At 74.0% G+C, this 21877-nt stretch carries 21 protein-coding genes; 14 read left to right on the top strand and 7 right to left on the bottom strand.

The annotated features are described in order from the left end of the window. Window positions 1-42 precede the first annotated feature (42 nt). Window positions 43-501: a MarR family winged helix-turn-helix transcriptional regulator gene (locus tag ACIPW5_RS09825; protein ID WP_401242780.1), complete on the bottom strand. Its 459-nt coding sequence runs from the start codon at window positions 499-501 to the stop codon at window positions 43-45. Window positions 502-693: 192 nt separating this feature from the next. Here ACIPW5_RS09825 and ACIPW5_RS09820 point away from each other — a divergent pair, with 192 nt between their 5' ends. Next, window positions 694-1647: an aldo/keto reductase family oxidoreductase gene (locus ACIPW5_RS09820; RefSeq protein ID WP_401243138.1), complete on the top strand. Its 954-nt coding sequence runs from the start codon at window positions 694-696 to the stop codon at window positions 1645-1647. Here the strand turns inward: ACIPW5_RS09820 and ACIPW5_RS09815 are convergent, their stop codons facing one another. The 3 genes from ACIPW5_RS09815 to ACIPW5_RS09805 all read right to left on the bottom strand — a co-directional run bounded on the left by ACIPW5_RS09815 (window position 1648) and on the right by ACIPW5_RS09805 (window position 4451). Further along, complete coding sequence (locus ACIPW5_RS09815) at window positions 1648-2601, bottom strand: MASE1 domain-containing protein (protein WP_401242778.1); 954 nt, start codon at window positions 2599-2601, stop codon at window positions 1648-1650. 54 nt (window positions 2602-2655) lie between these two features. Next, window positions 2656-3480 carry a PP2C family protein-serine/threonine phosphatase gene (locus ACIPW5_RS09810; protein ID WP_401242776.1) on the bottom strand — a complete coding sequence of 275 codons (825 nt, stop codon included), beginning with the start codon at window positions 3478-3480 and terminating at the stop codon, window positions 2656-2658. Window positions 3481-3569: 89 nt separating this feature from the next. Next, complete coding sequence (locus ACIPW5_RS09805; RefSeq protein WP_401242774.1) at window positions 3570-4451, bottom strand: hypothetical protein; 882 nt, start codon at window positions 4449-4451, stop codon at window positions 3570-3572. A 331-nt stretch (window positions 4452-4782) separates the two neighbouring features. Between ACIPW5_RS09805 and ACIPW5_RS09800 the strand changes: the two genes are divergently transcribed. After that, window positions 4783-6039 carry a serine hydrolase domain-containing protein gene (locus ACIPW5_RS09800; RefSeq protein ID WP_401242771.1) on the top strand — a complete coding sequence of 419 codons (1257 nt, stop codon included), beginning with the start codon at window positions 4783-4785 and terminating at the stop codon, window positions 6037-6039. Between the two features lie 98 nt (window positions 6040-6137). Next, entirely contained in the window at window positions 6138-6812 is a 675-nt protein-coding gene (locus ACIPW5_RS09795) for a hypothetical protein (RefSeq protein ID WP_401242768.1), read from the top strand. Here ACIPW5_RS09795 and ACIPW5_RS09790 read toward each other — a convergent pair. After that, on the bottom strand, window positions 6794-7318 hold the full coding sequence (locus ACIPW5_RS09790) for a GNAT family N-acetyltransferase (RefSeq protein ID WP_401242767.1): 525 nt from the start codon (window positions 7316-7318) through the stop codon (window positions 6794-6796). The two genes, ACIPW5_RS09795 and ACIPW5_RS09790, sit on opposite strands and share 19 nt — an antisense overlap. Window positions 7319-7403: 85 nt before the next feature. Next, on the bottom strand, window positions 7404-8333 hold the full coding sequence (locus ACIPW5_RS09785; RefSeq protein ID WP_401242766.1) for an MBL fold metallo-hydrolase: 930 nt from the start codon (window positions 8331-8333) through the stop codon (window positions 7404-7406). 100 nt (window positions 8334-8433) lie between these two features. Here ACIPW5_RS09785 and ACIPW5_RS09780 point away from each other — a divergent pair, with 100 nt between their 5' ends. The 6 genes from ACIPW5_RS09780 to ACIPW5_RS09755 all read left to right on the top strand — a co-directional run bounded on the left by ACIPW5_RS09780 (window position 8434) and on the right by ACIPW5_RS09755 (window position 14629). Continuing rightward, on the top strand, window positions 8434-9372 hold the full coding sequence (locus ACIPW5_RS09780) for an AraC family transcriptional regulator (RefSeq protein WP_401242765.1): 939 nt from the start codon (window positions 8434-8436) through the stop codon (window positions 9370-9372). A gap of 91 nt (window positions 9373-9463) precedes the next feature. Further along, window positions 9464-11035, top strand: coding sequence for an alpha/beta hydrolase (locus ACIPW5_RS09775; protein WP_401242763.1), 1572 nt, complete (start codon window positions 9464-9466; stop codon window positions 11033-11035). A gap of 105 nt (window positions 11036-11140) precedes the next feature. Further along, window positions 11141-11311 (top strand): hypothetical protein, encoded by a 171-nt coding sequence (locus tag ACIPW5_RS09770; protein ID WP_007262051.1) that lies wholly within the window; start codon window positions 11141-11143, stop codon window positions 11309-11311. 133 nt (window positions 11312-11444) lie between these two features. Continuing rightward, a complete protein-coding gene (locus ACIPW5_RS09765; protein ID WP_401242760.1) occupies window positions 11445-12227 on the top strand; it encodes a 3-hydroxybutyrate dehydrogenase in 783 nt (260 codons plus the stop codon). A 108-nt stretch (window positions 12228-12335) separates the two neighbouring features. Next, window positions 12336-12926 carry an RICIN domain-containing protein gene (locus ACIPW5_RS09760; RefSeq protein ID WP_401242758.1) on the top strand — a complete coding sequence of 197 codons (591 nt, stop codon included), beginning with the start codon at window positions 12336-12338 and terminating at the stop codon, window positions 12924-12926. 218 nt (window positions 12927-13144) lie between these two features. Then, window positions 13145-14629 (top strand): cellulose binding domain-containing protein, encoded by a 1485-nt coding sequence (locus ACIPW5_RS09755; protein WP_401242755.1) that lies wholly within the window; start codon window positions 13145-13147, stop codon window positions 14627-14629. Between the two features lie 251 nt (window positions 14630-14880). Here the strand turns inward: ACIPW5_RS09755 and ACIPW5_RS09750 are convergent, their stop codons facing one another. Next, window positions 14881-15294, bottom strand: a complete 414-nt coding sequence (locus ACIPW5_RS09750) for a Fur family transcriptional regulator (RefSeq protein ID WP_401242752.1) — start codon at window positions 15292-15294, stop codon at window positions 14881-14883. A 186-nt stretch (window positions 15295-15480) separates the two neighbouring features. Between ACIPW5_RS09750 and katG the strand changes: the two genes are divergently transcribed. The 5 genes from katG to ACIPW5_RS09725 all read left to right on the top strand — a co-directional run bounded on the left by katG (window position 15481) and on the right by ACIPW5_RS09725 (window position 21839). Beyond that, entirely contained in the window at window positions 15481-17703 is a 2223-nt protein-coding gene (gene katG / locus ACIPW5_RS09745; RefSeq protein ID WP_401242751.1) for a catalase/peroxidase HPI, read from the top strand. A 204-nt stretch (window positions 17704-17907) separates the two neighbouring features. Beyond that, window positions 17908-19233: a cytochrome P450 gene (locus ACIPW5_RS09740; RefSeq protein WP_401242748.1), complete on the top strand. Its 1326-nt coding sequence runs from the start codon at window positions 17908-17910 to the stop codon at window positions 19231-19233. Then, on the top strand, window positions 19230-20465 hold the full coding sequence (locus tag ACIPW5_RS09735) for a cytochrome P450 (RefSeq protein ID WP_401242746.1): 1236 nt from the start codon (window positions 19230-19232) through the stop codon (window positions 20463-20465). Before ACIPW5_RS09740 ends, ACIPW5_RS09735 begins: the two co-directional genes overlap by 4 nt. Before the next feature lie 41 nt (window positions 20466-20506). Beyond that, on the top strand, window positions 20507-20809 hold the full coding sequence (locus tag ACIPW5_RS09730; protein ID WP_401242745.1) for a DUF1876 domain-containing protein: 303 nt from the start codon (window positions 20507-20509) through the stop codon (window positions 20807-20809). Between the two features lie 190 nt (window positions 20810-20999). Continuing rightward, window positions 21000-21839 carry a class II glutamine amidotransferase gene (locus tag ACIPW5_RS09725; RefSeq protein WP_401242743.1) on the top strand — a complete coding sequence of 280 codons (840 nt, stop codon included), beginning with the start codon at window positions 21000-21002 and terminating at the stop codon, window positions 21837-21839. The last annotated feature ends 38 nt before the right edge of the window (window positions 21840-21877 follow it).

Raw genomic sequence — 21877 nt, 5'->3', positions numbered from 1 at the left:
GAACCCCTCCGGCCCGCACGCCGACGACCGCCACCCCGCCGCTCAGGCCCCCGCGGCGTGGTCCTCCGGCAGTCCGGTGCCGCCCATGCGCGTGAGCAGTTCGCTGAGCGTCTCGACCTCGTCCGGGGCCCACTCGGGCGCGGCGAAGACCTCGGCGGCGACCTGGCCGGCGGCCTTGAGGCAGTCCGCCAGCCGTTCACGGCCGGCGTCGGTCAGGGCCGCGTAGGCGACGCGGGCGTCGCGGGCGTCCGCCTCCCGCACCACCAGGCCGATCCGTTCCAGCGGGCCCAGCCCCCGGGTCACGCCGGAAGCCGTCAGCCCCAGCGCCCCGGCGAGATCGACGCGCCGCATCCGGCCGCCCTCCGCCCGGCCGAGGTGGAGCAGGACCATGAAGTCGGCCAGACTGACTCCGTACAGCGCTCCCAGGCGGGAGTCGAACCGTCGCACCAGGGCCGTCTGGGCCTTCACCAGGCGCAGGGACACATCCAGCGCATCACTCATTGCTACCTCCTTGACCGCTCAAGCATCTGCAAAAAAGCTTGAGTAGTCAAGGAGTCATCGAGCATCTTGGCGGCGGGCGCCGCCCGGTGGCGTACCGTCCTCCCGCCCGGTGGACCTGCCGGGCCCGCACCCACCGCCGCCGGCACTGAGCGCCCGGCCTAGGGTGGGCCCGTGACGACGGACGCGGAGACGGTGGCGGGGGCGGGCGGCGGCAGCCGGCTGCTGTACGGGTGCATGGGGCTGGGCGGGAGCTGGGACCCCGGCCCCTACGGTCCCCGGGACGTGGATGCCGCCGAGGAGGCCGTGCACGCCGCCCTCGACATCGGGATCACCGTCTTCGACCACGCCGACATCTACCGGCACGGCAAGTCCGAGGCGGTCTTCGGCGAGGTGCTGGCCCGGACGCCCGGACTCCGCGAGCGGATCACCCTGCAGACCAAGTGCGGCATCCGTCTGCCCGGCCCGGACGGCGGACCCGGCCTGTACGACCTGCGCGGCCCGAGCATCGTGCGGCGGGTCGAGGAGAGCCTCGAACGGCTGCGGACCGACGTCGTCGACGTGCTCCTGCTGCACCGCCCCGACCCCCTCGCCGACCCCGGCGAGATCGCGTCCGCCCTGATGTCCCTGCACGGCCGGGGGCTGGTGCGGTCCTTCGGCGTGTCCAACGCGGGCGCCGCCCAGATCGCCCGCCTCCAGGCGCGCCTCGGCGTGCCGCTGGTCGCCAACCAGCTGGAGATGAGCCTGCACAGCCGCGCCTGGGTGGAGTCCGGGGTCCTGCTCAACACCCCCGGCGGCGCGGCCGGCGGATTCCCGTTCGGGACGCTGGAGCACTGCCTCGACCACGGCATCCGGCTCCAGGCCTGGGGCGCGCTGGCCCAGGGCCGGTTCACGGGACGGCAGCGCACCCCGGCCGAGCACGCCACCGCCGCCCTGCTCGAAGAGCTGGCGCGGAAGAAGGACACCACCCCGGAGTCGGTGCTGCTGTGGTGGCTGACCCGGCACCCGGCGGGCATCGCCCCGGTGATCGGCACGGCGCGCCCCGACCGGATCCGCGCCTGCCGCGACGCGGCCCTCGGCCCGTCCGGCCTCACGCACGAGGAGTGGTACGCGCTCTGGACCACGGCCCGGGGCGTACCGCTGCCCTGATCACTCGTCCCGCCGGCCGGGGGCGAGGTGGGCCACCACCTCGGCCAGGTCCTCGCACACCTCCTCGATCTTCAGGCGGACGTTGTTCTGCTCGGTGACCATGGCCGACAGCAGCAGTCCCGTCAGGGCCGCCGCCCCGTTGAGCGCCTGGAGGTTGACCATGACCTCCAGCAGGCTGTGCTGGGCGAAGGGGCCGGCCTGCTCGATCGCCGCCCCGACGGCCACCACGGACACCAGCAGGGCGCAGGGCGCGCTGCCGGCCAGCTGGAAGCGCACGGCGGCCCAGATGAGCAGCGGGAAGACGAGGAAGAGCAGGGACATGCGGCTGTGGGTGGCCAGGGCGGTCACCACGCCCGCCGCGACCATCAGTGCGACCCCCTCGGCCACCCGGAAGGGGTCCCTGGGCATCCGGGCCCGGCTCAGGACCAGCAGCATCGGGGTCACCAGGAGGACTCCCATGGTGTCCCCGGCCCACCAGGCGGCCCACACCCCCCAGAAGTGCGAAGCCGGCAGGTTCCCGGTGGCCAGCAGCGTCCCGGCGCCGGCGGTGGCACTGATCAGCGTCGGCAGCAGACCGCCCAGGAAGACCAGCGCCAGCCCGTCCCGCAGCCGGTCGAGTTCGGCCCGGAAGCCGGCCCGGCGGAGCAGGGCGTAGGCGCACAGCGGGGCGAGGGTGTTGCCCGCGACAATGGCGAGGTCGACGGGACGGAAGGCGCTGATCCCCTCGATGGCCAGGTACGTGCCGAGGGCGATGCCCGGCCAGATCCGGGGGCCGAACCAGAGCAGCGCGGCCAGGGCGATCCCGGTGGGCGGCCACAGGGGGGTGACGACCGAGCCCTCGACGACCACCTGCCGCAGCAGGCCGAGCCGGCCGCTCAGGTAGTAGGCGGCGGCGACCCCGATGATCCGCAGGAGCGCCTCGGTCGGACCTCGCCATTGCAGGGTGCGCACCACAGCATCAGACAACAGCCCGGCCGCCGGGGCGGGGCGTGACACGCCCGGCGGGGATCAGGGGCCCACCGCGTCGTGGCTCAGGACGAGCACCGCGGCGTCGTCGGCGTGGCCGGTGGAGTCGGCGACCTTCATCACCTCGGCGGCCAGTTCGTCGGGGTCGCCGCCCGCCGCCTCCCGGACGATCCGCAGCACCCGTTCCAGGCCCACCTCGATCGGGAACGCCGGGCCCTCGACGACGCCGTCGGTCAGCAGGACGATCGAGCCCGCCTCGGTCAGCCGGCGCCGGGTGACCGAGTACCGCGCTCCGGGGACCGTGCCCAGGGGCGGGCCGCCCGCGTCCTCGGCGAGGCCGTGGCGGCCGCCGGTGGTGGCCCACACGGTCGGCACGTGCCCGGCGCGGGCGCTGGCGAGGTCCCCGGTGCGGGGGTCGTAGCGGAGCAGGGTGCAGGTGGCGAACAGCTCGCTGTCGAGGGAGAGCAGCACGTCGTTGGCCCGGCCGAGCACCTCGCCGGGGTCGGTGACGACGGCCGACACGGCGCGCAGGCAGACCCTCACCTGGCCCATGAACGCGGCGGCGGCCACGTCGTGCCCCTGGACGTCGCCGATGGAGAAGGCGAGGGCGTCCCCGGCCACCCGGAACCCGTCGTACCAGTCGCCGCCGATCTCCAGGCCGTGCTGGGCGGGCGCGTACCGGGCCGCGGTCCGCAGGCCGGGCAGGACCGGCAGGGAGGACGGCAGCATCTCGCGCTGGAGGGCCCCGGCCAGCTCCACCCGGGCGTGCTGGAACCGCGCCCCTTCCCGCGCCTCGGCGCTGAGCCGTCCCAGCATGCTCAGCAGGTCGGCACTGTCGGGCCGGTGCGGCTGACGCCGAGGGGTCACGGACCCCTCCGGGGTATGTCCATGGTCTCCCTGCTCCCGCCACGCGAAGATCCAGGCCCATCATATTTCGGCGCTCGCGTTCCCGCTGTTCAGGGCCGGTGGGACACGGGGAGCCCCGGACCGGCCCCCGGCTCCGACGCCTGCTGGATCCTCGCCCTGCCCGCCGAGGGCCACGCCGTCCCGTCCATGCCGACGGTTCCGTCGCCCGGCCACGCGGAGCAGTGTTCCGCCAGGTGACGGGCTCGGAGCTCACGTGCTGCAACGTCGTCTGCGTTCTCCAGGCTGCTGACGTCCTGGCCCCACGCTCTCATGGCGTCCAGGACGAGCGCTCGGTAGTGGTTGTCGGGGCTGGTGGCCAGCAGACGACAGGCGTGCTCGACCAGATCCCGCCGGTGGGCGGCCAGATCCGGGTGTTCTGCGAGGGGGAGGGCGGCGACGAGAGCCGTGTCGCGTACCTCCGGGTTCTCGTGGCCGAGAAGGGGACGGACTGCGGAGAAGAGCACCGGCCTCAGGTCCCGGAACGCACGCATCTCCCGGTATCCATCGAGGAACCCCGCTCCGCGTTGGCGTTCGCCGATGGCCACGCGCTCGTCGTCGGCGTCGCGGGCGGTGTCGCCGAGCCATTCGAGCAGCCTCACGAGGGTCGGGCGGTGCGTCGGCCGATCGGTACCGGGGACGGCCTCACCTACCGTGATGGCCGGGTGGTGGAGGACTGCCGCTACGTACGACGCCACGGACGCGGCAGCCTCGTAGAGGGTGTTCTGATCGGTCACCGCCCTGAACGCTTCATCGGCAGCGGCTGTCCTGACGACGGGGTCGGGGTCGAGCAGGCGTTCCAGTGCCGCCGGCAGGTTCTCGCCGTTCCCGGACACGGTGGCGGTCGATGCCCAGTCCGTACCCGCCAACAAGGCCTGGTGGGGCGGTAGCTCGTCGGGCTGAGGACTCTCGTTCCACCGGGGGCTGTCAGTCATGAACGGAGGCTATCGGCGTTACGGAAGTCGAGCCGTAGCCTGTCGTGACCGACATCTGCGGGCACCTGCGGCCGCAGGTGCAGGATCCGCTTGCCGTCCAGTACGTACGCCGTGGCCATCCGGGGATCCTACGGGGCATCAGCACGGCCTGATTCCGCTTACAGTGACGGGCTTTCGGATGGAACCGGGATGCCCGGATTTACATCCTCCTGCGTAAGCTCATGATCGACTCGGAGCTCCGGCCGCCGCCCCTCGAAACGTTCGGCGCGAGGCCCGGCTCCGGGTTCGGGAACCGCACCGACCGAGTAAGAGGAACAACGTGCCCCTGCCCATGAACCGCCGTCTGGCCGTCAGCGCCGCTCTGCTGGCCACGGTCGCCGCCGTGGTGCCCGCCACCGCCGCGCAGGCCGCGCCCGCTGCCTTCCCGCAGGCCGCGGCGGCCGCCGCCACCCTGCCGGAGCCCGATCTTGAGGCCGTGGCACAGGCGTTGCGCAACACCTCCGCCGCCGGGGCCCCCGGTGCGCTGGCCCGCATCGGCGACGGGAACAGGACCTTCGTCGAGAAGGTGGGGGTGCGCGACAAGGTCACCGGCCAGGCCATGGACCCGCAGGCCCGCTTCCGGATCGGCAGCGTCACCAAGACGTTCTCCACCGTCGTGCTGCTCCAGCTCGTGGACGAGAAGAAGATCGAGCTGGACCAGCCGGTCAACCGCTACCTGCCGGGGCTGCTGCCCGACGACCGGATCACCGTGCGCCACCTGCTGACCCACCGCAGCGGGCTCGCGGACTACACGAACGCCATGTTCGACAAGACCGTTCCCGGCTTCGAGGCCGTACGGAACAAGGTGTTCGGCTACGACGAGCTGGTCAAGCTCTCCCTGGCCGAGCCGCGCACGACGGAGCCGGGCGTCGCGTACAAGTACTCGAACACCAACTTCGTGGTCGTCGGCATGCTCATCGAGAAGGCCACGAACCGGCCGGTGGCCAAGGAGTACGAGCGCCGCATCATCAAGCCGCTGAAGCTGCGCAACACCTCGTACGTGCACCCCGACGCGAAGATCAAGGGGCTGCACACGAACGGCTACCTCACCCCGGACGAGGCCGGCGCCCCGCTGGTCGACTCCACCGAGCAGACGGTCTCCTGGGCCCAGTCGGCCGGCGCGATGATCTCCAACCCGGCGGACCTCGGCACCTTCATGTCCGCGCTGGTGAAGGGCAAGCTGGTGAAGCCCGCCCTGCTGGACGAGATGCTGACCATGACGCCCACCGACGCGACCAACACCCGCTTCTACGGGCTGGGCCTGCGCCGTTACGACCTCTCCTGCGGTACGTCGGTCTACGGGCACACGGGCACCGTGCAGGGCTTCTACACCTACGCCTTCACCACCCGCGACGGCGCCCGGACCCTCAGCGCCATGGCGAACACCTCGAACCAGGGCGCGGCCAACACCGCGCTGGGCGGCACCCTCGAAGGGGCCTTCTGCGGCAAGAAGCCGGTGACGGCGAACGCCCGCGGCTTCGCGCCGGCGGCCCCGGCCCCGGCCCCCGCCCCGGCCGAGGTGGACCTGCCGGAGCGCAACGCCCGATGAGGGCGGGCCGCCGCGGGCTCCGGCCCGCGGCGGCCGTCCGGCACCGGCCCGCTAGGCTCGGGCCCGAACGACCGTCACTTCAGGGGGTTCCCACCGCCATGACCATCCACCGTCCCGGCCTGCCCGGGGACCTGCCTCCCGCCGAGCTGCTGTGGGCCCACTGGGCCCTGGTCGCGGTGCTGGAGGCCAGTACCGAGGCGGAGGGCCACGGCGTCCACCGCAGCGGGCACTGGATCGACGACGAGGGGCTCCACCTCGACGACGGCGGCTGCACCTGGTGGACCTTCGCCCCGGCGGGGGACGGCCGCCACGTGCTCTACGGCGAGGACGAGTCGAGCGGCGTCAAGTGGCACGAGCCGGCCGTGGACATGCTGGCGGGCGGCCCGGACTGGCTGCCGTACGAAGACCTGCGCGACCTGCTCGCCGGCTGGCAGCTGGGGTGCGTCTACTGGTCCGAGGGCGGCTCCTGGGCCCGCGCGGCCTATCCGCAGGACCTGGGCGACGACGGCCTGGACTGCGGGATGAGCCGTTTCGTCGAGCGCGACAAGCTCCTGCGCCTGATCGACGGGGCCTGGGACGACTGCGGCTGCGGCCCGGCCCCCGGCCACCGCGAGACGGTGGAGCGGCTGCTCGACGCCGCCGTGCGCCGTGAACTCGCGCCCGGGGCGCTGGAGGAGGTGGCCGCCGGCTGTTCCTGCGGGAACTGGGACCTGCCGGCCATGCTGCGCGCGCTGGACCTCTCCGGGCTCTCCCCTCAGAGGGTGACCCAGTAGCGGCGCTTGGGGCCGACCAGGGTCTCCCGTACGTCCTCCAGTACGCCGCCGCCCCGTTCGATGGTGCGGGCGGAGGCCGCGTTGCCGGGGTCGCAGGTGAGCAGGACCCGGTCCATGCCCAGCAGTCGCGCCTCGTGCAGGACCTCGCCCAGGGCCCAGCCGGCCAGGCCGCGCCCGCGCGCCGAGGGGCGGACCCCGTAGCCGATGTGGCCGCCCGCGTCGAGCAGGAAGGCGTTCAGGTAGTGCCGCAGGTCGATGGCGCCCAGGTAGGTGTCGCCCTCGGTGATCCACCAGTGGGTGGCGTGGACCCGGCCCTGCTCGACGGGTGCCGTCCGGTCGGCCCGGCGGCGCAGCCTGCCGGTCCACTCGGCGAAGCCCTCCGGGGTCGTGACGTCGTCGTCGGCGCCGAGCCCGGCGCCGTCCATGTGGGCGTCGGGGCCCCATTCCTCCTGAGCGGCGAGCCAGGAGGAGTGCAGGCGGGGAGTGGGGGCGACCAGTTCGGGCATGCCCCGGACGGTAACAGTCCGATGATCGGACCGTTCAATCCGGCGCCAGGCCCGGTCGGCCCCGCCGCGCTCCCTCAGCCCTCCGTCACTCGACCGGAGGGAACGCCGCCCACCGGGTGATGCCGAAGCCGTCCCCCTCCCGGCGGACCTCGACGGCTCCCCCGCCGCCGAAGTGGGCCGGCACCACCAGTTCCCGCAGCTCCGCGGCCCGGCCGAGGACCTGTCGGCGGGTGGCCGCGGACTGCTGCGGGTCCGCGCAGAAGCAGCTGTTGCAGGAGGGGGCGAGGACCTGGACCGGGCTGTGGAGGAGGTCGCCGACGAAGACGGCCCGGTCGGTGCCGGAGGCCAGCCGCAGCACCGAGGAGCCGGGGGTGTGGCCCGGGGCGGCTTCCAGGGTGAGGTTCCCGTCGATCCGGTGGGACCCCTCCCAGAGCACGGCCCGGCCGGCCCGGTGCACGGGCGCGACGCTGTCCTCGTAGATCAGCCGGTCGTCCTCCCGCACCCCCTTGGCGTACCCTCCGCGCGGACCGAAGTGGTGGTCGTCGGCGGCCGGGATCAGGTAGCGGGCGTTGGGGAAGGCGGGCACCCACTCCCCCGCGGCGTCGATCGTGTTCCAGCCGACGTGGTCGGCGTGCAGGTGCGTGTTGACGACGTAGTCCACCTCCCGCGGGTCGACGCCCGCCCGGGCCAGGGCTCCCAGGAAATCGCCCTCCCGCCGGTGGAACAGCGGGGCGCTCGGGCGTTCGCGTCCGTTGCCCACGCCGGTGTCCACCACGACGGTGGTGCCGCCGCTGCGCAGCACCCAGGTCTGCAGGGCCATCACCGCACGGCCGTCCTCCGCGCGCACGTGGTCGGGGACCAGCCAGTGCTCGTTCTCCTTCCACAGGTGCTCCCCGGCCCCGGGGACCAGGTCCGTGACGGGGCCGAAGGGCCCCTGCCACTCGATCACCCGGATGACCTCGACGTCGCCGAGGAGCATGCCGTTCGCCTTCGCGTCCGCCTTCGCGTTTTCCATGATCGTCACTGTATGAGGGGCGAGGTGAGCGGCTCAATGCCCGCAGCGCTCTTCCGGATACGAGAGCGGCTCACCGGGGCCCCTTCGATAGGCTGGCGCGGTGGATGTGGTGAGCGACGCGATCTCGGCCGTACGGGTCGGCAGGCCCTCCTCCGACCGGGTGCGGGTGGGCGGCAGCTGGTGCGCGCGCTTCGCCCCGTACGACGGCGCCGGCTTTCACGTCGTCCTGGAGGGCGGCTGCTGGCTGCTGCCCGACGGCGGCCCGCCCGTGTCCCTGGGCGCGGGTGATGCGGTGCTGCTCCCGCACGGTACGGGCCACGTGATCGCCGACGCCCCCGCCGACGCGGAGGCCGTGGCGCGGGCGGTGCCGTTCGAGTCGCTGAGGGCGGCGTGGCGGCGGCAGGAGCCGCCGGGCGGCGGCGCGGGCACGGTGGAGATGCTGTGCGGCAAGTACCGGCTCGACCGCAGCCGGGCGCACCCGCTGATGGCGGAGCTGCCGCCGGTGGTGCACCTGCCGAACCGGGTGGGCAGCCACCCCGAGCTGCGCTCCGCGATCGATCTGCTGGGCCGCGAGCTGGACGGGCAGCGGCCGGGGGCCGGTATCGCGGTGCCCGGTCTGCTCGACCTGCTCCTCGTCTACATGGTCCGCTCCTGGCTGGCGTCCGGGGGTGCGGCGGGCGGCTGGCCGGCGGTGCTGGGGGACCCGGTGGCCGCCCGCGCGCTGCGGGCGCTGCACGCCGACCCGGCCGCGCCGTGGACCGTCGAGCGGCTGGCCGCCGAGGCGGGGGTGTCCCGTCCGACGCTGACGCGGCGGTTCACGGCCCTGGTGGGGCGGCCCCCGATGGCGTACCTCGCCTGGTGGCGGCTGAACCTCGCCGCCACCCTGCTGCGCGGCACCGAGGATCCGCTGGCCGCCGTGGCGCGCCGGGTCGGGTACGGCACCGCGTACTCCCTGTCGCACGCCTTCAGCCGCGAGTTCGGTACGACTCCGGGCCGGTACCGGGCGCGGGAGGCCGCCGGCGCGGCACCCGCCGGATAGCGGGCGGACCCCGGGGAACATTGGCCGGAATCCGCCCCTACACTTTGTCCTTCGTTTACCCATGCCCTCCGAACCGCGCAGGAGCCCACGCATGCCCCACCTCATACGCCGCCCCGTCCGGGCGGCGGTCCTGGCCGCCGCCTCCCTGTTGGCGGTCCCCGCCCTGGCGGCCTGCGGCAGCGATGCGAAGGCTCCGGCTGCGGCGAAGCCCTCGGGGGCGGCCTCCGCCACGGCACCCGCCCCGCTGCCGGCCCTGCCGGCCGCCCTGACCGGGCAGAAGCCCGAGTGGCGGACCTGCCCGGCGCCGTCGGCGGCCCAGGGCGGCGGCAAGGCCCCGGGGGCGGCCTGGGAGTGCGCCGCCATGAAGGCGCCGCTCGACTACGCCAAGCCGGCCGGCGAGACCATCGACGTGGCCCTGATCCGCAAGAAGGCCACCGACGCCGGCAAGCGGATCGGCTCCCTGGTCTACAACTTCGGCGGCCCCGGCGCCTCCGGCGTCGCCACGCTCCCGCAGGCGGCGGCGGAGTACAAGAAGCTGAACGCGGCCTACGACCTGGTCAGCTTCGACCCTCGCGGTGTAGGCGGCAGCGCCCCGGTGCTCTGCCTGGACGACAAGACGCTCGACGAGGACCCCGGCACCGGCAACACCCTGGAGGACCTCAAGAAGTTCACCGAGGCCTGCAAGCAGAAGTCCGCCCGGCTCCTCCCCCACGTCGGAACGGCCGACACCGCCCGCGACATGGACCTGATGCGCCAGGTCCTCGGCGACCAGAAGCTGAACTACTTCGGCATCTCCTACGGCACCCAGCTGGGCGGCGTCTACGCCCACCTGTTCCCGAAGAACGTCGGCCGCACCGTGTTCGACGCCGTCGTCGACCCCACCGCGGACGAGGCCCAGGTCAGCCTCGGCCAGGCCAAGGGCTTCCAGCTGGCGCTGGAGCACGCCATGAAGTACTGCCGCGACAAGTACACCGCCAACTGCCCCACCGGCCCGAGCGACGCCGAGGGCAACAAGCGGATCGCCGAGCTGCTGGAGAAGCTGAAGACGAAGCCCGCCGCCACCGAAGGCGGCCGCAAGCTCACCTCCGACCTCGCGCTCACCGGCATCGCCGCCAGCCTCTACGACAAGGAGGCCTGGGAGTACCTCGTCCAGGGCCTCGGCGAGCTGCGCCAGCTCGGCACGGGCAACGTCCTGCTGGCCCTCGCCGACTCCTACAGCGGGCGCGGCGAGGACGGCCGCTACGACAACTCCAACGCCGCGCAGGCGGCGATCAACTGCGTCGACACCAGCCGCCGGTACACCGCCGAGGAGAAGGCGGCGCAGGAGCCCGCCTTCCGCGCGGCCTCCCCGGTGTTCGGCCCGGAGCTGGTGGAGGGCCTGCTCGGCTGCTCGCAGTGGCCGGTCCGCGGCACCACCGACAAGCCGCAGGTCTCCGCCGAGGGCGCGGCCCCGATCGTGGTGATCGGCAACACGGGCGACCCGGCCACCCCCGTCGAGGGTGCCAAGCGCATGGCGGACTCGCTCGGCCGGGGCGTCGGCGTCAACCTCACCGTCAAGGGCGAGGGGCACGGCGTCTACGGCAAGAACTCCTGCGCCACCAAGGCCGTCGACGCGTTCCTCGTCGACGGCACCGCTCCGGCGGACGGGACCCAGTGCTCGTGACCGCCCATCTCCGCCCGTACCGACCTCTGTTCGGCTGCCGCCAGGCCGCCGCCTACACTTGTGCCGCCCGGCCCGCGGTGCCGGCTTCAGGGGAGTGAATCCTAAGTGAGCAGCACCAGCAGTGATGCGCCGATCTACGCCCAGCTCGTCCGCGAGCGCGGCGACGTACCCGGTCAGGTCCGGCGGGAGGCAGAGGAGATCCTGCGCCACCTGGCCCAGGTGATGGCCTGGCGTCCCTCGTCGGCCGGCCTGCCGAACTGGCGGCCCCACCAGTAGGAGGAACGGCCCCGGGGCGCGCCCGCCGCGCCCCGGGTCGGCCCGGTGTGGTGCCCGCCGCCACGGCGCGGCCGCCGAGTGTGGCGGCGGCGCACATCGGCACGGGGTCCCGGGCGTCCTTAACGTTCGGGGCATGACCAGCGAGATCAGCACCTCATCCGGTGGAACGGGCGCCGTCCTGGCGGGACGCGTGGCCATGGTGACCGGCGGCGGCAGCGGCATCGGGCGGGCCTGCGCGGTGGCGCTCGCCGGCGCGGGCGCCTTCGTCCACGTCGTCGACGTGGACGCGCGGGCCGCCGGGGCGGTGGCGGAGCTCGTCGGCGGGACGGCCCACGCCGCCGACCTCGCCGACCCCGACGCGATCGGCCGGCTGCCCGCCGAGGCCGACGTCCTCGTCAACAACGCCGGGCTCCAGCACGTGGCGGCCATCGAGGACTTCCCGCCCGAGCGGTTCGAGACCATCCAGAAGGTGATGGTCACCGCCCCGTTCCTGCTGCTGCGGCGGATCCTGCCGCACATGTACGGGCGGGGCTGGGGCCGGATCGTCAACATCTCCAGCGTCCACGGGCTACGGGCCAGCGCCTTCAAGTCCGCGTACGTGACCGCCAAGCACGGGCTGGAGGGGCTCAGCAAGGTCACCGCCCTGGAGGGCGCCCCGCACGGGGTGACGAGCAACTGCGTGAGCCCCGGATACGTCCGCACCCCGCTGGTCGAGCGGCAGATCGCCGCCCAGGCCGAGGCGCACGGCATCCCCGCCTCCCGGGTGGTCGCCGAGGTGCTGCTGCGGGGTTCCGCGATCAAGCGGCTGATCGAGCCCGAGGAGGTGGCGGCGGTCGCCCTGTGGCTCTGCGGCCCCCACACGGGCCACGTCACCGGCACCTCCGTGCCCATGGACGGCGGCTGGACCGCCGCCTGAGCCGGGCACCCGGACCCGGACACCCCCCTGAAAGGGCGGGTACCGGGCCCTCGGCGGCTCTCGTTACGTTCTCCGCGTCAACGACGTCCTGACGACAGGAGAGAGCGAGTGGTGCGAACGTTGGGCCGGTTCGGCGGACGCGGCGCGGTGGCCGCCCTGATGGGGCTGCTGGTCCTGCTGCTGCCGGTGTCGCCGGCGCAGGCGGCCGAGAACCCGGGCATCCGGTACACGACGAGTTTCCGCGACGCGGCCACCTACGAGCTGCGGGCCGCCGTCAGCTGGAAGTGCCTCGACATCCGCGGCGGCGGGCGTCCCCAGGAGGGGACGATCATCCAGACCTTCGACTGCAAGGAGGCGCTGCACCAGCGCTTCCACTTCCAGAACGTGGGCAACGGCAACTTCACCATCGGCGCGTTCGGCGTCTACTGCCTGGGCACGCAGGGCGGCGGCACCGCGCCCGGCACGGCGATGGTCCTGGCCACCGGGTGGGGCTGCTCCACCTTCACGTGGGCGTACCGGGGCACGGACGCCTACCCGAACCGCTGGGAGATCGTGGAGGCGAGCACCGGGCAGTGCATCCGGGACACCGGCCGCCGCTCGCCCGTGGTCCTCGGCGCCTGCGGCAGCACCAGTACCCCCTGGCCGGAGGTCTGGGCCCCGCAGTACAAGGGCCAGTACAACTACGACCAGATCGGCTGAGGGCGGATCACAGCCGGGTGGGTCGGACGCGGCACGGCGGGGTTCCCGCCGTGCCGCGTTCCGCGTGGTCGGGCCCCTTTCCTTGGGCCGCCCTTTCCGCCACCTTAAGCGGAACCTAAGGTTCGCCGATGCCGCCCCGAAACGAACGGATGTCCGTTTCGGGGCGACTAGCGTGCTGCCCCGTATCCCACTCCCCGTCATACGAAGGCAGGCACTCCATGGGCAGCAGCACGGGCGGACACCGGCGCAGGGCGAGCGGCAGGGCGAAGGCCGCGGGTGCGGTCGTGGTGGCGGCGGTGCTGGGTGGCGCGGCCTTCGCGTTCACCGGTACCGCCCAGGCCACGTCCGTCGGGGCCGTGTACACCAAGTCCAGTTCCTGGAGCGGCGGTTACACCGCCCAGTACGTGATCACCAACGACACCGGCCGGGAGCTGGCCGGCTGGACGCTCCGGTTCGACCTGCCGGCGGGGGTGCGGATCGGCTCGCTGTGGAACGGAACCCATACCGTCGACGGGCAGCGGGTCACCGTGAAGCCCGCCGCCTGGAACGGGGTGCTGGCGCCGGGCGCGTCCGTCACCGTCGGGTTCGTGGCGAGCGGCGCGGGTGCGGGGACGCCGGGCGACCCCACGCGTTGCCTGATCAACGACGTCAAGTGCTCGGTGGACCAGGGGGCCACGCCGCTGCCCAGCGGCCGGCCGACGACGGCGCCGACCGCCGCACCGACGGCCGCTCCGACGGCCACGGCCACGGCCACCGCCACCGCGTCCCCGGCGGTGCCGCCCTCCCCCGCGCCGACCGGCGCCCCGGCCGGCGGCGCGCGGTTCGCCCCGTACGTGGACACCTCGCTGTACCCCGCGTACGACCTCCTCGACACCGCGAGCAGGACCGGGGTCAAGGAGTTCCACCTCGCCTTCGTCACGGCCGGCGGCGGCTGTTCGCCGCTGTGGGGCGGCGTCACGCAGCTCGCGGACGACCGGGTCGCGTCCCAGATCGGCGCGCTGCGCAAGGCCGGCGGCGACGTGCGGGTGTCGTTCGGCGGGGCCGCCGGGCGCGAGCTGGCCCTGAACTGCGCCACCGTCGACGAGCTGGCCGCCGCGTACGGGAAGGTGGTCGACGCGTACCGGCTCACCAAGGTCGACTTCGACATCGAGGGCGCCGCCCTGCCCGACACCGCCGCCAACACGCGCCGCGCGCAGGCGATAGCCCGGCTGCAGAAGTCCCACCCGGGGCTCGACGTGGCCTTCACCCTGCCGGTGATGCCGGAGGGGCTGACCCAGCCGGGCGTGGCCCTGCTGGCGGACGCCGCGAAGAACGGCGTGCGGATCGGCTCCGTGAACATCATGGCGATGGACTACGGACCGGCGTACTCCGGGGACATGGGCCAGTACGCGGTGCAGGCGGCGACCGCCACGCAGGCCCAGCTCAAGGGCGTGCTCGGGCTCTCGGACGCGGCGGCCTGGAAGGCCCTGGCGGTCACCCCGATGATCGGGGTCAACGACGTCGCGAGCGAGGTCTTCGGGGTGGCGGACGCGACCGAGCTCGTGCGCTTCGCCCAGGCGAAGGGGATCGGGCGGCTGGCGATGTGGTCGTCGGCGCGCGACCGCCAGTGCCCGGCGGGCGCCCTGGACCACGCCGACGCCACCTGCAGCTCGATCCTCCAGGAACCCCTGGCCTTCGCCAAGGCGTTCGCCGCGTTCCGCTAGGCCGCCTCTTCCGGATCTTGCCGGTCAAGCCCGCGTCGTCCGGTGCCGTGCATCGGCGCGTTGGCGGGGCGCCCTTGTACTGGACGTACTGGGGTGCTCCGCCAACGCGGCGAGGTGCGGTGCCGGGCGGCGCGGGTCTGGGGGCACCTCCCAGCGGTAGCTGGGGGAGCGAGATCCGGAAGAGACGGCCTGGGCAAGCGTCGGGGCTCCGCCGGAGGTCCGGTGGAGCCCCGGTCGAGCCGGGCGGGGGGTCAGGCGGTGCAGGACGGGCACAGGCCCCGGTAGGTGATCTCGGCACCGGACACCGAGAAGCCGAAGCGCTCGCCCGCCGGGAGGTCGGACAGCGGGTTCCCGGCGGGGTGGACGTCCCGGATCAGGCCGCAGCCGGAGCAGACCAGGTGGTGGTGCGGGTGGTGCGCGTTGGGGTCGTAGCGCTTCGCCCGGCCGTCGGTGGAGACCTCCGCCACCTCCCCGAGGGCGACCAGCTCGCCCAGGGCGTTGTATACGGTGGCGCGGGAGATCTCGGGGAGCCGGTCCACGGCCCGGGCGTGCACCTCGTCCGCGGTGAGGTGCACGTGCTCGCCGTCCAGGACCTCCGCGACGACGCGCCTCTGGGACGTCAGACGCCAGCCGCGCCTGCGCAGCCGGTCCAGCAGGTCGCTCATGTCGGCTCACCCTCTCAGGTTCGACGGGCCGCCCGGGATTCCGGAGGTCCGCTGGAACCTCGGAATCCGGGCTTGGTCTGCGTCTTGACTTGGACTGTGTCCATCGTAGGATCTGACGCGTTGATAGCCAAGGGTTGAGAAGACCGTTCCTGAACAGCGTGACCCGCCTGGTCCGGAAGGATTTGCATGTCTGAGAACCATGACGCAGCCGTCGAGGCACAGGGTGCGGGCGGTTGCCCGGTCGCGCACGAGCGCGCCCCCCACCCCACCCAGGGCGGCGGAAACCGCCAGTGGTGGCCCGAGCGCCTCAATCTGAAGATCCTCGCCAAGAACCCCGCCGTGGCCAACCCGCTCGGCGAGGGTTTCGACTACTCCGAGGCCTTCAAGACCCTCGACCTCCCCGCCGTGAAGCGGGACATCGAGGAGGTCCTGACCACCTCGCAGGACTGGTGGCCGGCCGACTTCGGCCACTACGGCCCCTTCATGATCCGGATGGCCTGGCACAGCGCCGGCACCTACCGGATCAGCGACGGCCGCGGCGGCGCCGGCGCCGGTCAGCAGCGCTTCGCGCCGCTCAACAGCTGGCCGGACAACGCCAACCTCGACAAGGCGCGCCGGCTGCTGTGGCCCGTGAAGAAGAAGTACGGGCAGAGCCTGTCCTGGGCCGACCTCCTGATCCTCACGGGCAACGTCGCCCTGGAGTCGATGGGCTTCGAGACCTTCGGCTTCGCCGGCGGCCGCGCCGACGTGTGGGAGCCCGACGAGGACGTCTACTGGGGCCCGGAGACCACCTGGCTGGACGACCAGCGCTACACCGGCGACCGCGAGCTCGAAGGCCCGCTCGGCGCCGTCCAGATGGGTCTGATCTACGTCAACCCCGAGGGCCCGAACGGGAACCCGGACCCGCTCGCCGCGGCCCGCGACATCCGCGAGACGTTCCGCCGGATGGCGATGAACGACGAGGAGACGGTCGCGCTGATAGCCGGCGGCCACACCTTCGGCAAGGCGCACGGCGCCGGCCCCGCCGACCACGTGGGCGCCGACCCCGAGGCGGCCCCGCTGGAGGCCCAGGGCTTCGGCTGGCAGAGCACGTACGGCTCCGGCAAGGGCGCCGACACCATCACCAGCGGCCTCGAGGTCACCTGGACCACGACGCCGACCCGGTGGAGCAACAACTTCTTCGAGAACCTCTTCGGCTACGAGTACGAGCTGACCACCAGCCCGGCCGGCGCCCAGCAGTGGGTGGCCAAGGACGGCGCGGGCGCCGGCACCATCCCGGACGCCCACGACCCTTCCAAGAGCCACGCGCCGACGATGCTGACGACGGACCTCTCGCTGCGCTTCGACCCGGCCTACGAGCAGATCTCCCGCCGCTTCCTGGAGCACCCGGAGCAGTTCGCGGACGCCTTCGCCCGCGCCTGGTTCAAGCTGACCCACCGCGACCTGGGCCCCGTCGTGCGCTACCTCGGCCCCGAGGTCCCGTCCGAGACCCTGCTGTGGCAGGACCCGCTGCCGGCCCTCGACCACGAGGTGGTCGACGCCGCGGACATCGCCTCCCTCAAGGAGCGCATCCTCGGCTCGGACCTGACGGTGTCCCAGCTGGTCTCCGTGGCTTGGGCGGCGGCCTCGTCCTTCCGCGGCAGCGACAAGCGCGGCGGCGCCAACGGCGCCCGTGTCCGCCTCCAGCCGCAGGCCGGCTGGGAGGTCAACGAGCCCGACCAACTCGCCGCGGTGCTGCGCGTCCTGGAGGGCGTCCGGGAGTCCTTCAACTCCGCCCAGACCGGCGGCAAGCGGGTCTCCCTCGCCGACTTGGTGGTGCTCGCCGGCACCGCCGCCGTCGAGCAGGCCGCCCGGGACGCCGGTCACGAGATCGAGGTGTCCTTCACCCCGGGCCGCGTGGACGCCACGCAGGAGCAGACCGACGTCGAGTCCTTCGCGGCGCTGGAGCCGGCCGCCGACGGCTTCCGCAACTACCTGGGCAAGGGCAACCGCCTGCCGGCCGAGTACCTGCTGGTCGACCGGGCGAACCTGCTGAACCTGTCCGCCCCCGAGCTGACCGTCCTCGTCGGCGGCCTGCGCGTCCTGGGCGCGAACCACCAGCAGTCCAAGCTCGGCGTGTTCACCGACGCCCCCGGCACGCTGACCAACGACTTCTTCGTCAACCTGCTCGACCTGGGCACGACGTGGAAGCCGGCCTCCGCGGACCAGACCACCTTCGAGGGCCGTGACGCCTCGACCGGTGCCCTGAAGTGGACCGGCACCCGCGCCGACCTCGTCTTCGGCTCGAACTCCGAGCTGCGGGCGGTGGCCGAGGTGTACGCGAGCGACGACGCGAAGCACAAGTTCGTGCAGGACTTCGCCGCCGCGTGGACCAAGGTCATGGACCTGGACCGGTTCGACCTGGTCTGAGGCACCTGACCGCGACGCCCCGGGCCGGCACGGCCCGGGGCGTCGCCGTGCTCGGCGCCCCGGCCGCGCGTGGCCGGTGGGCCGGTGGCGCGGCGTGTCGGCCATGCCGGGTCGGCTCAAGGCGCCCTCGTGCACGGGCGCGCGCCCGCGTACAGTCCGTGCTGCCCGACGTCGGCCGGACGTCTGCCGGACAGGAGAACAACCTTGGCCGCACACGCCGTTGCCGGGCGGTCCGCCCCGCCGGTGCCGGAGCTCGACGCCGCCGACGTCGAGCGGTGGCGGGCCGGCGGGGGCCCGCTGATCGAGCTGCTGGGCCTGGCGCGCGCACGGCTCGGCGGCCTCGCCGCCGTCCGGATCGGGCCGGAGCCCACCGTACTGGTGACCGGACCGGAGGCCGTGCAGCACGTGCTGGCCCGCCATCCCGACGGGTACGTCAAACGCTCCCACCGGGCCCGCCTGCTGATCGGCGACGGGCTGCTCGCCGCGACCGGGGACGCGTGGAAGCGGCAACGGCGGCTCCTCCAGTCGCAGTTCACCGGTACGGGCATGCGCCGCTACGAACGGCGGATCGCGGCGGCGGCCCGCACCACGGCGGAGCGCTGGGCCGGGTACGCGCGCAGCGGCGAGGTCTTCGACGTCGGCGAGGAGATGCGCCGGTTCGCCCTGGACACCATCTGGCGCGCGCTCACCGGCCACCCCCTGGACGACGGCACCGCGCACGAGCTCACCGCCGTGGCGGCCGTGGTGGCGGCGCTGCCGAGCCTGCCCGCCGACGGGGTGGAGGCCCGGGGACAGGTGGCCGCCGACCTCGCCCGGATCGACGCGGTGGCCCGTCGGGCCGTGGCGGCCGCCCGGGACCGGCAGGAGGGGCCGGAGGGGCCCGGGCTGCTCCAGGTGCTGGTGGACGCCTCCGCGTCGTACCCCGAGTACACGGACCGGCTGCTGCGCGACGAGCTCGTCACGCTGCTGGTCGCCGGGCACGAGACCACCGCCACCACCCTGACCTGGCTGTACCTGCTCCTGGACCGCCACCCCGCCGCCCGGGAGGAGGCCCTCGCCGCCGGCCCGGAGGGCTCGCCGGAGCGCCGGGAGGCCGTGCAGGCGCTGGTCGGCGAGACGCTGCGGCTCTACCCGTCGGCCTGGATCCTGCCCCGGCACGCGGCCGCGGCCGACACCCTCGCCGGGTACCGCGTGCCGGCCGGGACGGACCTGCTGGTGTGCCCGTACCTCACGCACCGCGACCCGGAGCTGTGGCCGGACCCCGAGCGCTTCGACCCGCGGCGGTTCACCACCCCGGGCGGGCGGCCGTCCCGGCAGGGCGCCTACCTGCCCTTCGGCATGGGTCCCCGGGCCTGCCTCGGCACGCAGTTCGCCCTGCGCGAGTCGACCGCCGTGCTGGAGCTGCTGCTGCCCCGGCACGTGCCGGTGTTCGACTCCGTTCCGCCGGGTGCCGCGTACGGCCTCACGGTCCGGCCGGACGGCCCGGCCCCGGCACGGCTCGCGCCCTCGCCCCACGGGAGGCCCGCATGACCCCGCCCGAGCGGGCGCCGGACCACGCCTGGCGCGACGAGCTGTACCGCGACCCGTACCCGCTCTACGCCCGGGCCCGCCGGGCCGCGGGGCTGACGTACCTGCCCGCCTTCGACGCCTGGCTGGTGGCGCGCGACCGGGACGTGCGGGAGGTGCTGCTGCGCGCGGAGGACTTCTCCTCGGTGAACTCCCTGACCCCCGACGTCGCGCTCCCGGACGCCGTCCTCGGGGTCCTGGCAGGCGGGTTCGGACCGCGGCCCACCGTCGTCTCCTCGGACGGCGCCGCCCACCGCCGGCACCGGGCCCCGCTGAACCGGGGGCTGTCCGCCGCCCGGGTGGCCGCGCTGCTCCCGCACGCCCGGGGCTGCGCGCGGGAGCTGGTGGACGCCCTGCCCGCGCACGGGCCGGCCGACCTGGTGGCGGCGTACGCCCGGCAGTTGCCGGGGCTGGTGATCGGGCGGCTGATCGGGCTGGACCCGGCGGACGTGCCGGCGGCCGTGCACGGCGGCTACCGGGCGGAGGAGCTGCTGTTCCGGCCGCTGCCGATGGCGGAGCAGGTGGCGGCCGCCGAGGACGTGGTCGCCCTCCAGCACCTGCTGGACGGCTACGTGCGCGCGCGGCGCGCCGAGCCCCGGGACGACCTCTGCTCGGCCATGGTCGGGGCCCTGGCCCCGGGTACGGGCGAGCTGACCGTGGAGCAGCGCCACGAGCTGGTGGCGAACCTGCAGAACCTGCTGATCGCCGGCTTCCTCACCACCGGCGCGCTCATCTCCACCGCCCTGATGCACCTGCTCGGCGACCGGCGGCAGTGGCGGATGCTCCGCGCGGACCCGTCGCTGGTCCCGGCGGCGGTGGAGGAGGCCGCGCGCCACGACGCGGCCGTCCAGGCGTTCCGGCGCCGCACCACCCGGCCGGTGACGCTGTCCGGGACCAGGCTGCCGGCCGGGGCGACCGTGCTGGTGGCGTACGGGTCGGCCAACCGCGACGAGCGCCGCCACGAGCGCGCCGGGGTGTTCGACATCGCGCGCGGGGCCGCCGGGCGGCCGCACCTGGCCTTCGGCCACGGGCCCCACGGCTGTCCGGGCTCCCGGCTGGCCCGCGAGCAACTGCGGCTGACGCTGGACCTGTTCGTGCGCCGGCTGCCGGGTCTGCGGCTGGACGGGGAGCGGCCGCCCCGGATGCGGCCCACCCTGGTCCACCGGTCGCCGCAGGAGCTGTACGTGTCCTGGTGAGATCCTGGGAGCAGGAGCTCCGGGAGGTCAGGAGGCACGCCATGTCACACGCCGAGGAATGGAAGGTCGGCGTCTACCTCATCGAGGAGGACGGTACGACCAAGGCCCGGGCGGTGCTGGAGACCGGGAAGGACACCCTGGTCGGGCGGGGCCGGGCGCGGTGCAACCCGCAGGACGTGGAGGTACCCGCCATCGGTGACGAGCTGGCGGCGAGCCGGGCGATGCGCGACCTGGCGGGCCAGCTGAGCCGGGCCGCGGACCGGGACCTGGCCGCGCTGGGCGCCGTACCGCAGGCCCCGCGCACCGGGTACGGCTGGCCGGACGACGCGGGCGGGCGGCGGTAGGCGGTCCCGGGCCGGGCCGGTCACGCAGAGGACCGGCCGCTCACCGCGGGTGTCCGGCGCCCGGGGGCCGCGCCGGGTCGGCCGGCGTCGCGCCGGCCGCACGGCGCCACCCGCCCGGCGCGACGGCAGGCCGTGCGGCCGCCGGGCGCGTTACGCTCGGACGCAGTGGCGCACGAGAGGGATGGTGCACATGTGCCGATGGCTCGCCTACTCCGGCTCGCCGATGCTCCTCGACGCCGTCCTCTACCAGCCGGAACACTCGCTGATCGAGCAGAGCCTGCACGCGCGGATGGGCGTCGAGTCCACGAACGGGGACGGTTTCGGCATCGGCTGGTACAGCGCCGACGGGGACGGCACCCCGGCGGTGTTCCGGGACATCGGTCCGGCGTGGAACAACCGGAACCTGCGGGAGCTGGCCTCGCACGTCCGCTCGCCGCTGTTCTTCGCACACGTGCGCGCCTCCACGGGTTCGGCGATCCAGCAGACCAACTGCCATCCGTTCCGGCACGGCCGGTGGCTGTGGATGCACAACGGCGCGATCACCGACTTCGCCCGCCTCCAGCGCGACCTGTGCATGGCCGTGGACCCGGCGCTGTTCCCCTGCATCGAGGGTTCGACGGACTCCGAGGTGATGTTCTACCTGGCGGTGACCTTCGGCCTGGACCAGGACCCGCCCGGGGCGGTCGCCCGGATGGCGGGCCTGGTGGAGCGGCTCGGCAAGGAGCACGGGGTCGCGGACCCGCTGCAGATGACCGTGGCGGTCAGCGAGGGCGAGCGCGTGTGGGCCTTCCGCTACTCCAGCCAGGGCACGTCCCGCTCGCTGTACTACAGCAGCCGGGCCGACACGGTCCGGCAGCTGTACCCGGAGCTGCCGTACCTGCGGGCCGTGTCCGACGCGACGCGGCTGGTGGTGTCCGAGCCGCTCGGGGACCTGCCGGGCGTGTGGAACGAGCTGCCCGAGGCGAGCTACGTGGTGGTGCCGTGGGACGGCCCGGAGGAGTTCCTGCCCTTCATCCCCGAGCTGCCCTGACCCGGCCGGGGCCGGGTCAGGGGTCCGGTGCGGGCCGG

The organism is Streptomyces sp. NPDC090077, from assembly GCF_044747545.1.
Taxonomy (GTDB): domain Bacteria; phylum Actinomycetota; class Actinomycetes; order Streptomycetales; family Streptomycetaceae; genus Streptomyces.
This window is presented reverse-complemented; position numbering and strand designations above follow the sequence as displayed.

What these genes read in the sequence shown, in the direction of transcription:
- katG (WP_401242751.1), top strand. Translation starts at nt 15,481, where the DNA reads ATGTCTGAGAACCATGACGCAGCCGTCGAGGCACAGGGTGCGGGCGGT.
- ACIPW5_RS09805 (WP_401242774.1), bottom strand. Translation starts at nt 4,451, where the DNA reads ATGACTGACAGCCCCCGGTGGAACGAGAGTCCTCAGCCCGACGAGCTA.
- ACIPW5_RS09735 (WP_401242746.1), top strand. Translation starts at nt 19,230, where the DNA reads ATGACCCCGCCCGAGCGGGCGCCGGACCACGCCTGGCGCGACGAGCTG.
- ACIPW5_RS09725 (WP_401242743.1), top strand. Translation starts at nt 21,000, where the DNA reads ATGTGCCGATGGCTCGCCTACTCCGGCTCGCCGATGCTCCTCGACGCC.
- ACIPW5_RS09775 (WP_401242763.1), top strand. Translation starts at nt 9,464, where the DNA reads ATGCCCCACCTCATACGCCGCCCCGTCCGGGCGGCGGTCCTGGCCGCC.
- ACIPW5_RS09795 (WP_401242768.1), top strand. Translation starts at nt 6,138, where the DNA reads ATGACCATCCACCGTCCCGGCCTGCCCGGGGACCTGCCTCCCGCCGAG.
- ACIPW5_RS09785 (WP_401242766.1), bottom strand. Translation starts at nt 8,333, where the DNA reads ATGGAAAACGCGAAGGCGGACGCGAAGGCGAACGGCATGCTCCTCGGC.
- ACIPW5_RS09765 (WP_401242760.1), top strand. Translation starts at nt 11,445, where the DNA reads ATGACCAGCGAGATCAGCACCTCATCCGGTGGAACGGGCGCCGTCCTG.
- ACIPW5_RS09755 (WP_401242755.1), top strand. Translation starts at nt 13,145, where the DNA reads ATGGGCAGCAGCACGGGCGGACACCGGCGCAGGGCGAGCGGCAGGGCG.
- ACIPW5_RS09790 (WP_401242767.1), bottom strand. Translation starts at nt 7,318, where the DNA reads ATGCCCGAACTGGTCGCCCCCACTCCCCGCCTGCACTCCTCCTGGCTC.
- ACIPW5_RS09730 (WP_401242745.1), top strand. Translation starts at nt 20,507, where the DNA reads ATGTCACACGCCGAGGAATGGAAGGTCGGCGTCTACCTCATCGAGGAG.
- ACIPW5_RS09800 (WP_401242771.1), top strand. Translation starts at nt 4,783, where the DNA reads ATGAACCGCCGTCTGGCCGTCAGCGCCGCTCTGCTGGCCACGGTCGCC.
- ACIPW5_RS09825 (WP_401242780.1), bottom strand. Translation starts at nt 501, where the DNA reads ATGAGTGATGCGCTGGATGTGTCCCTGCGCCTGGTGAAGGCCCAGACG.
- ACIPW5_RS09750 (WP_401242752.1), bottom strand. Translation starts at nt 15,294, where the DNA reads ATGAGCGACCTGCTGGACCGGCTGCGCAGGCGCGGCTGGCGTCTGACG.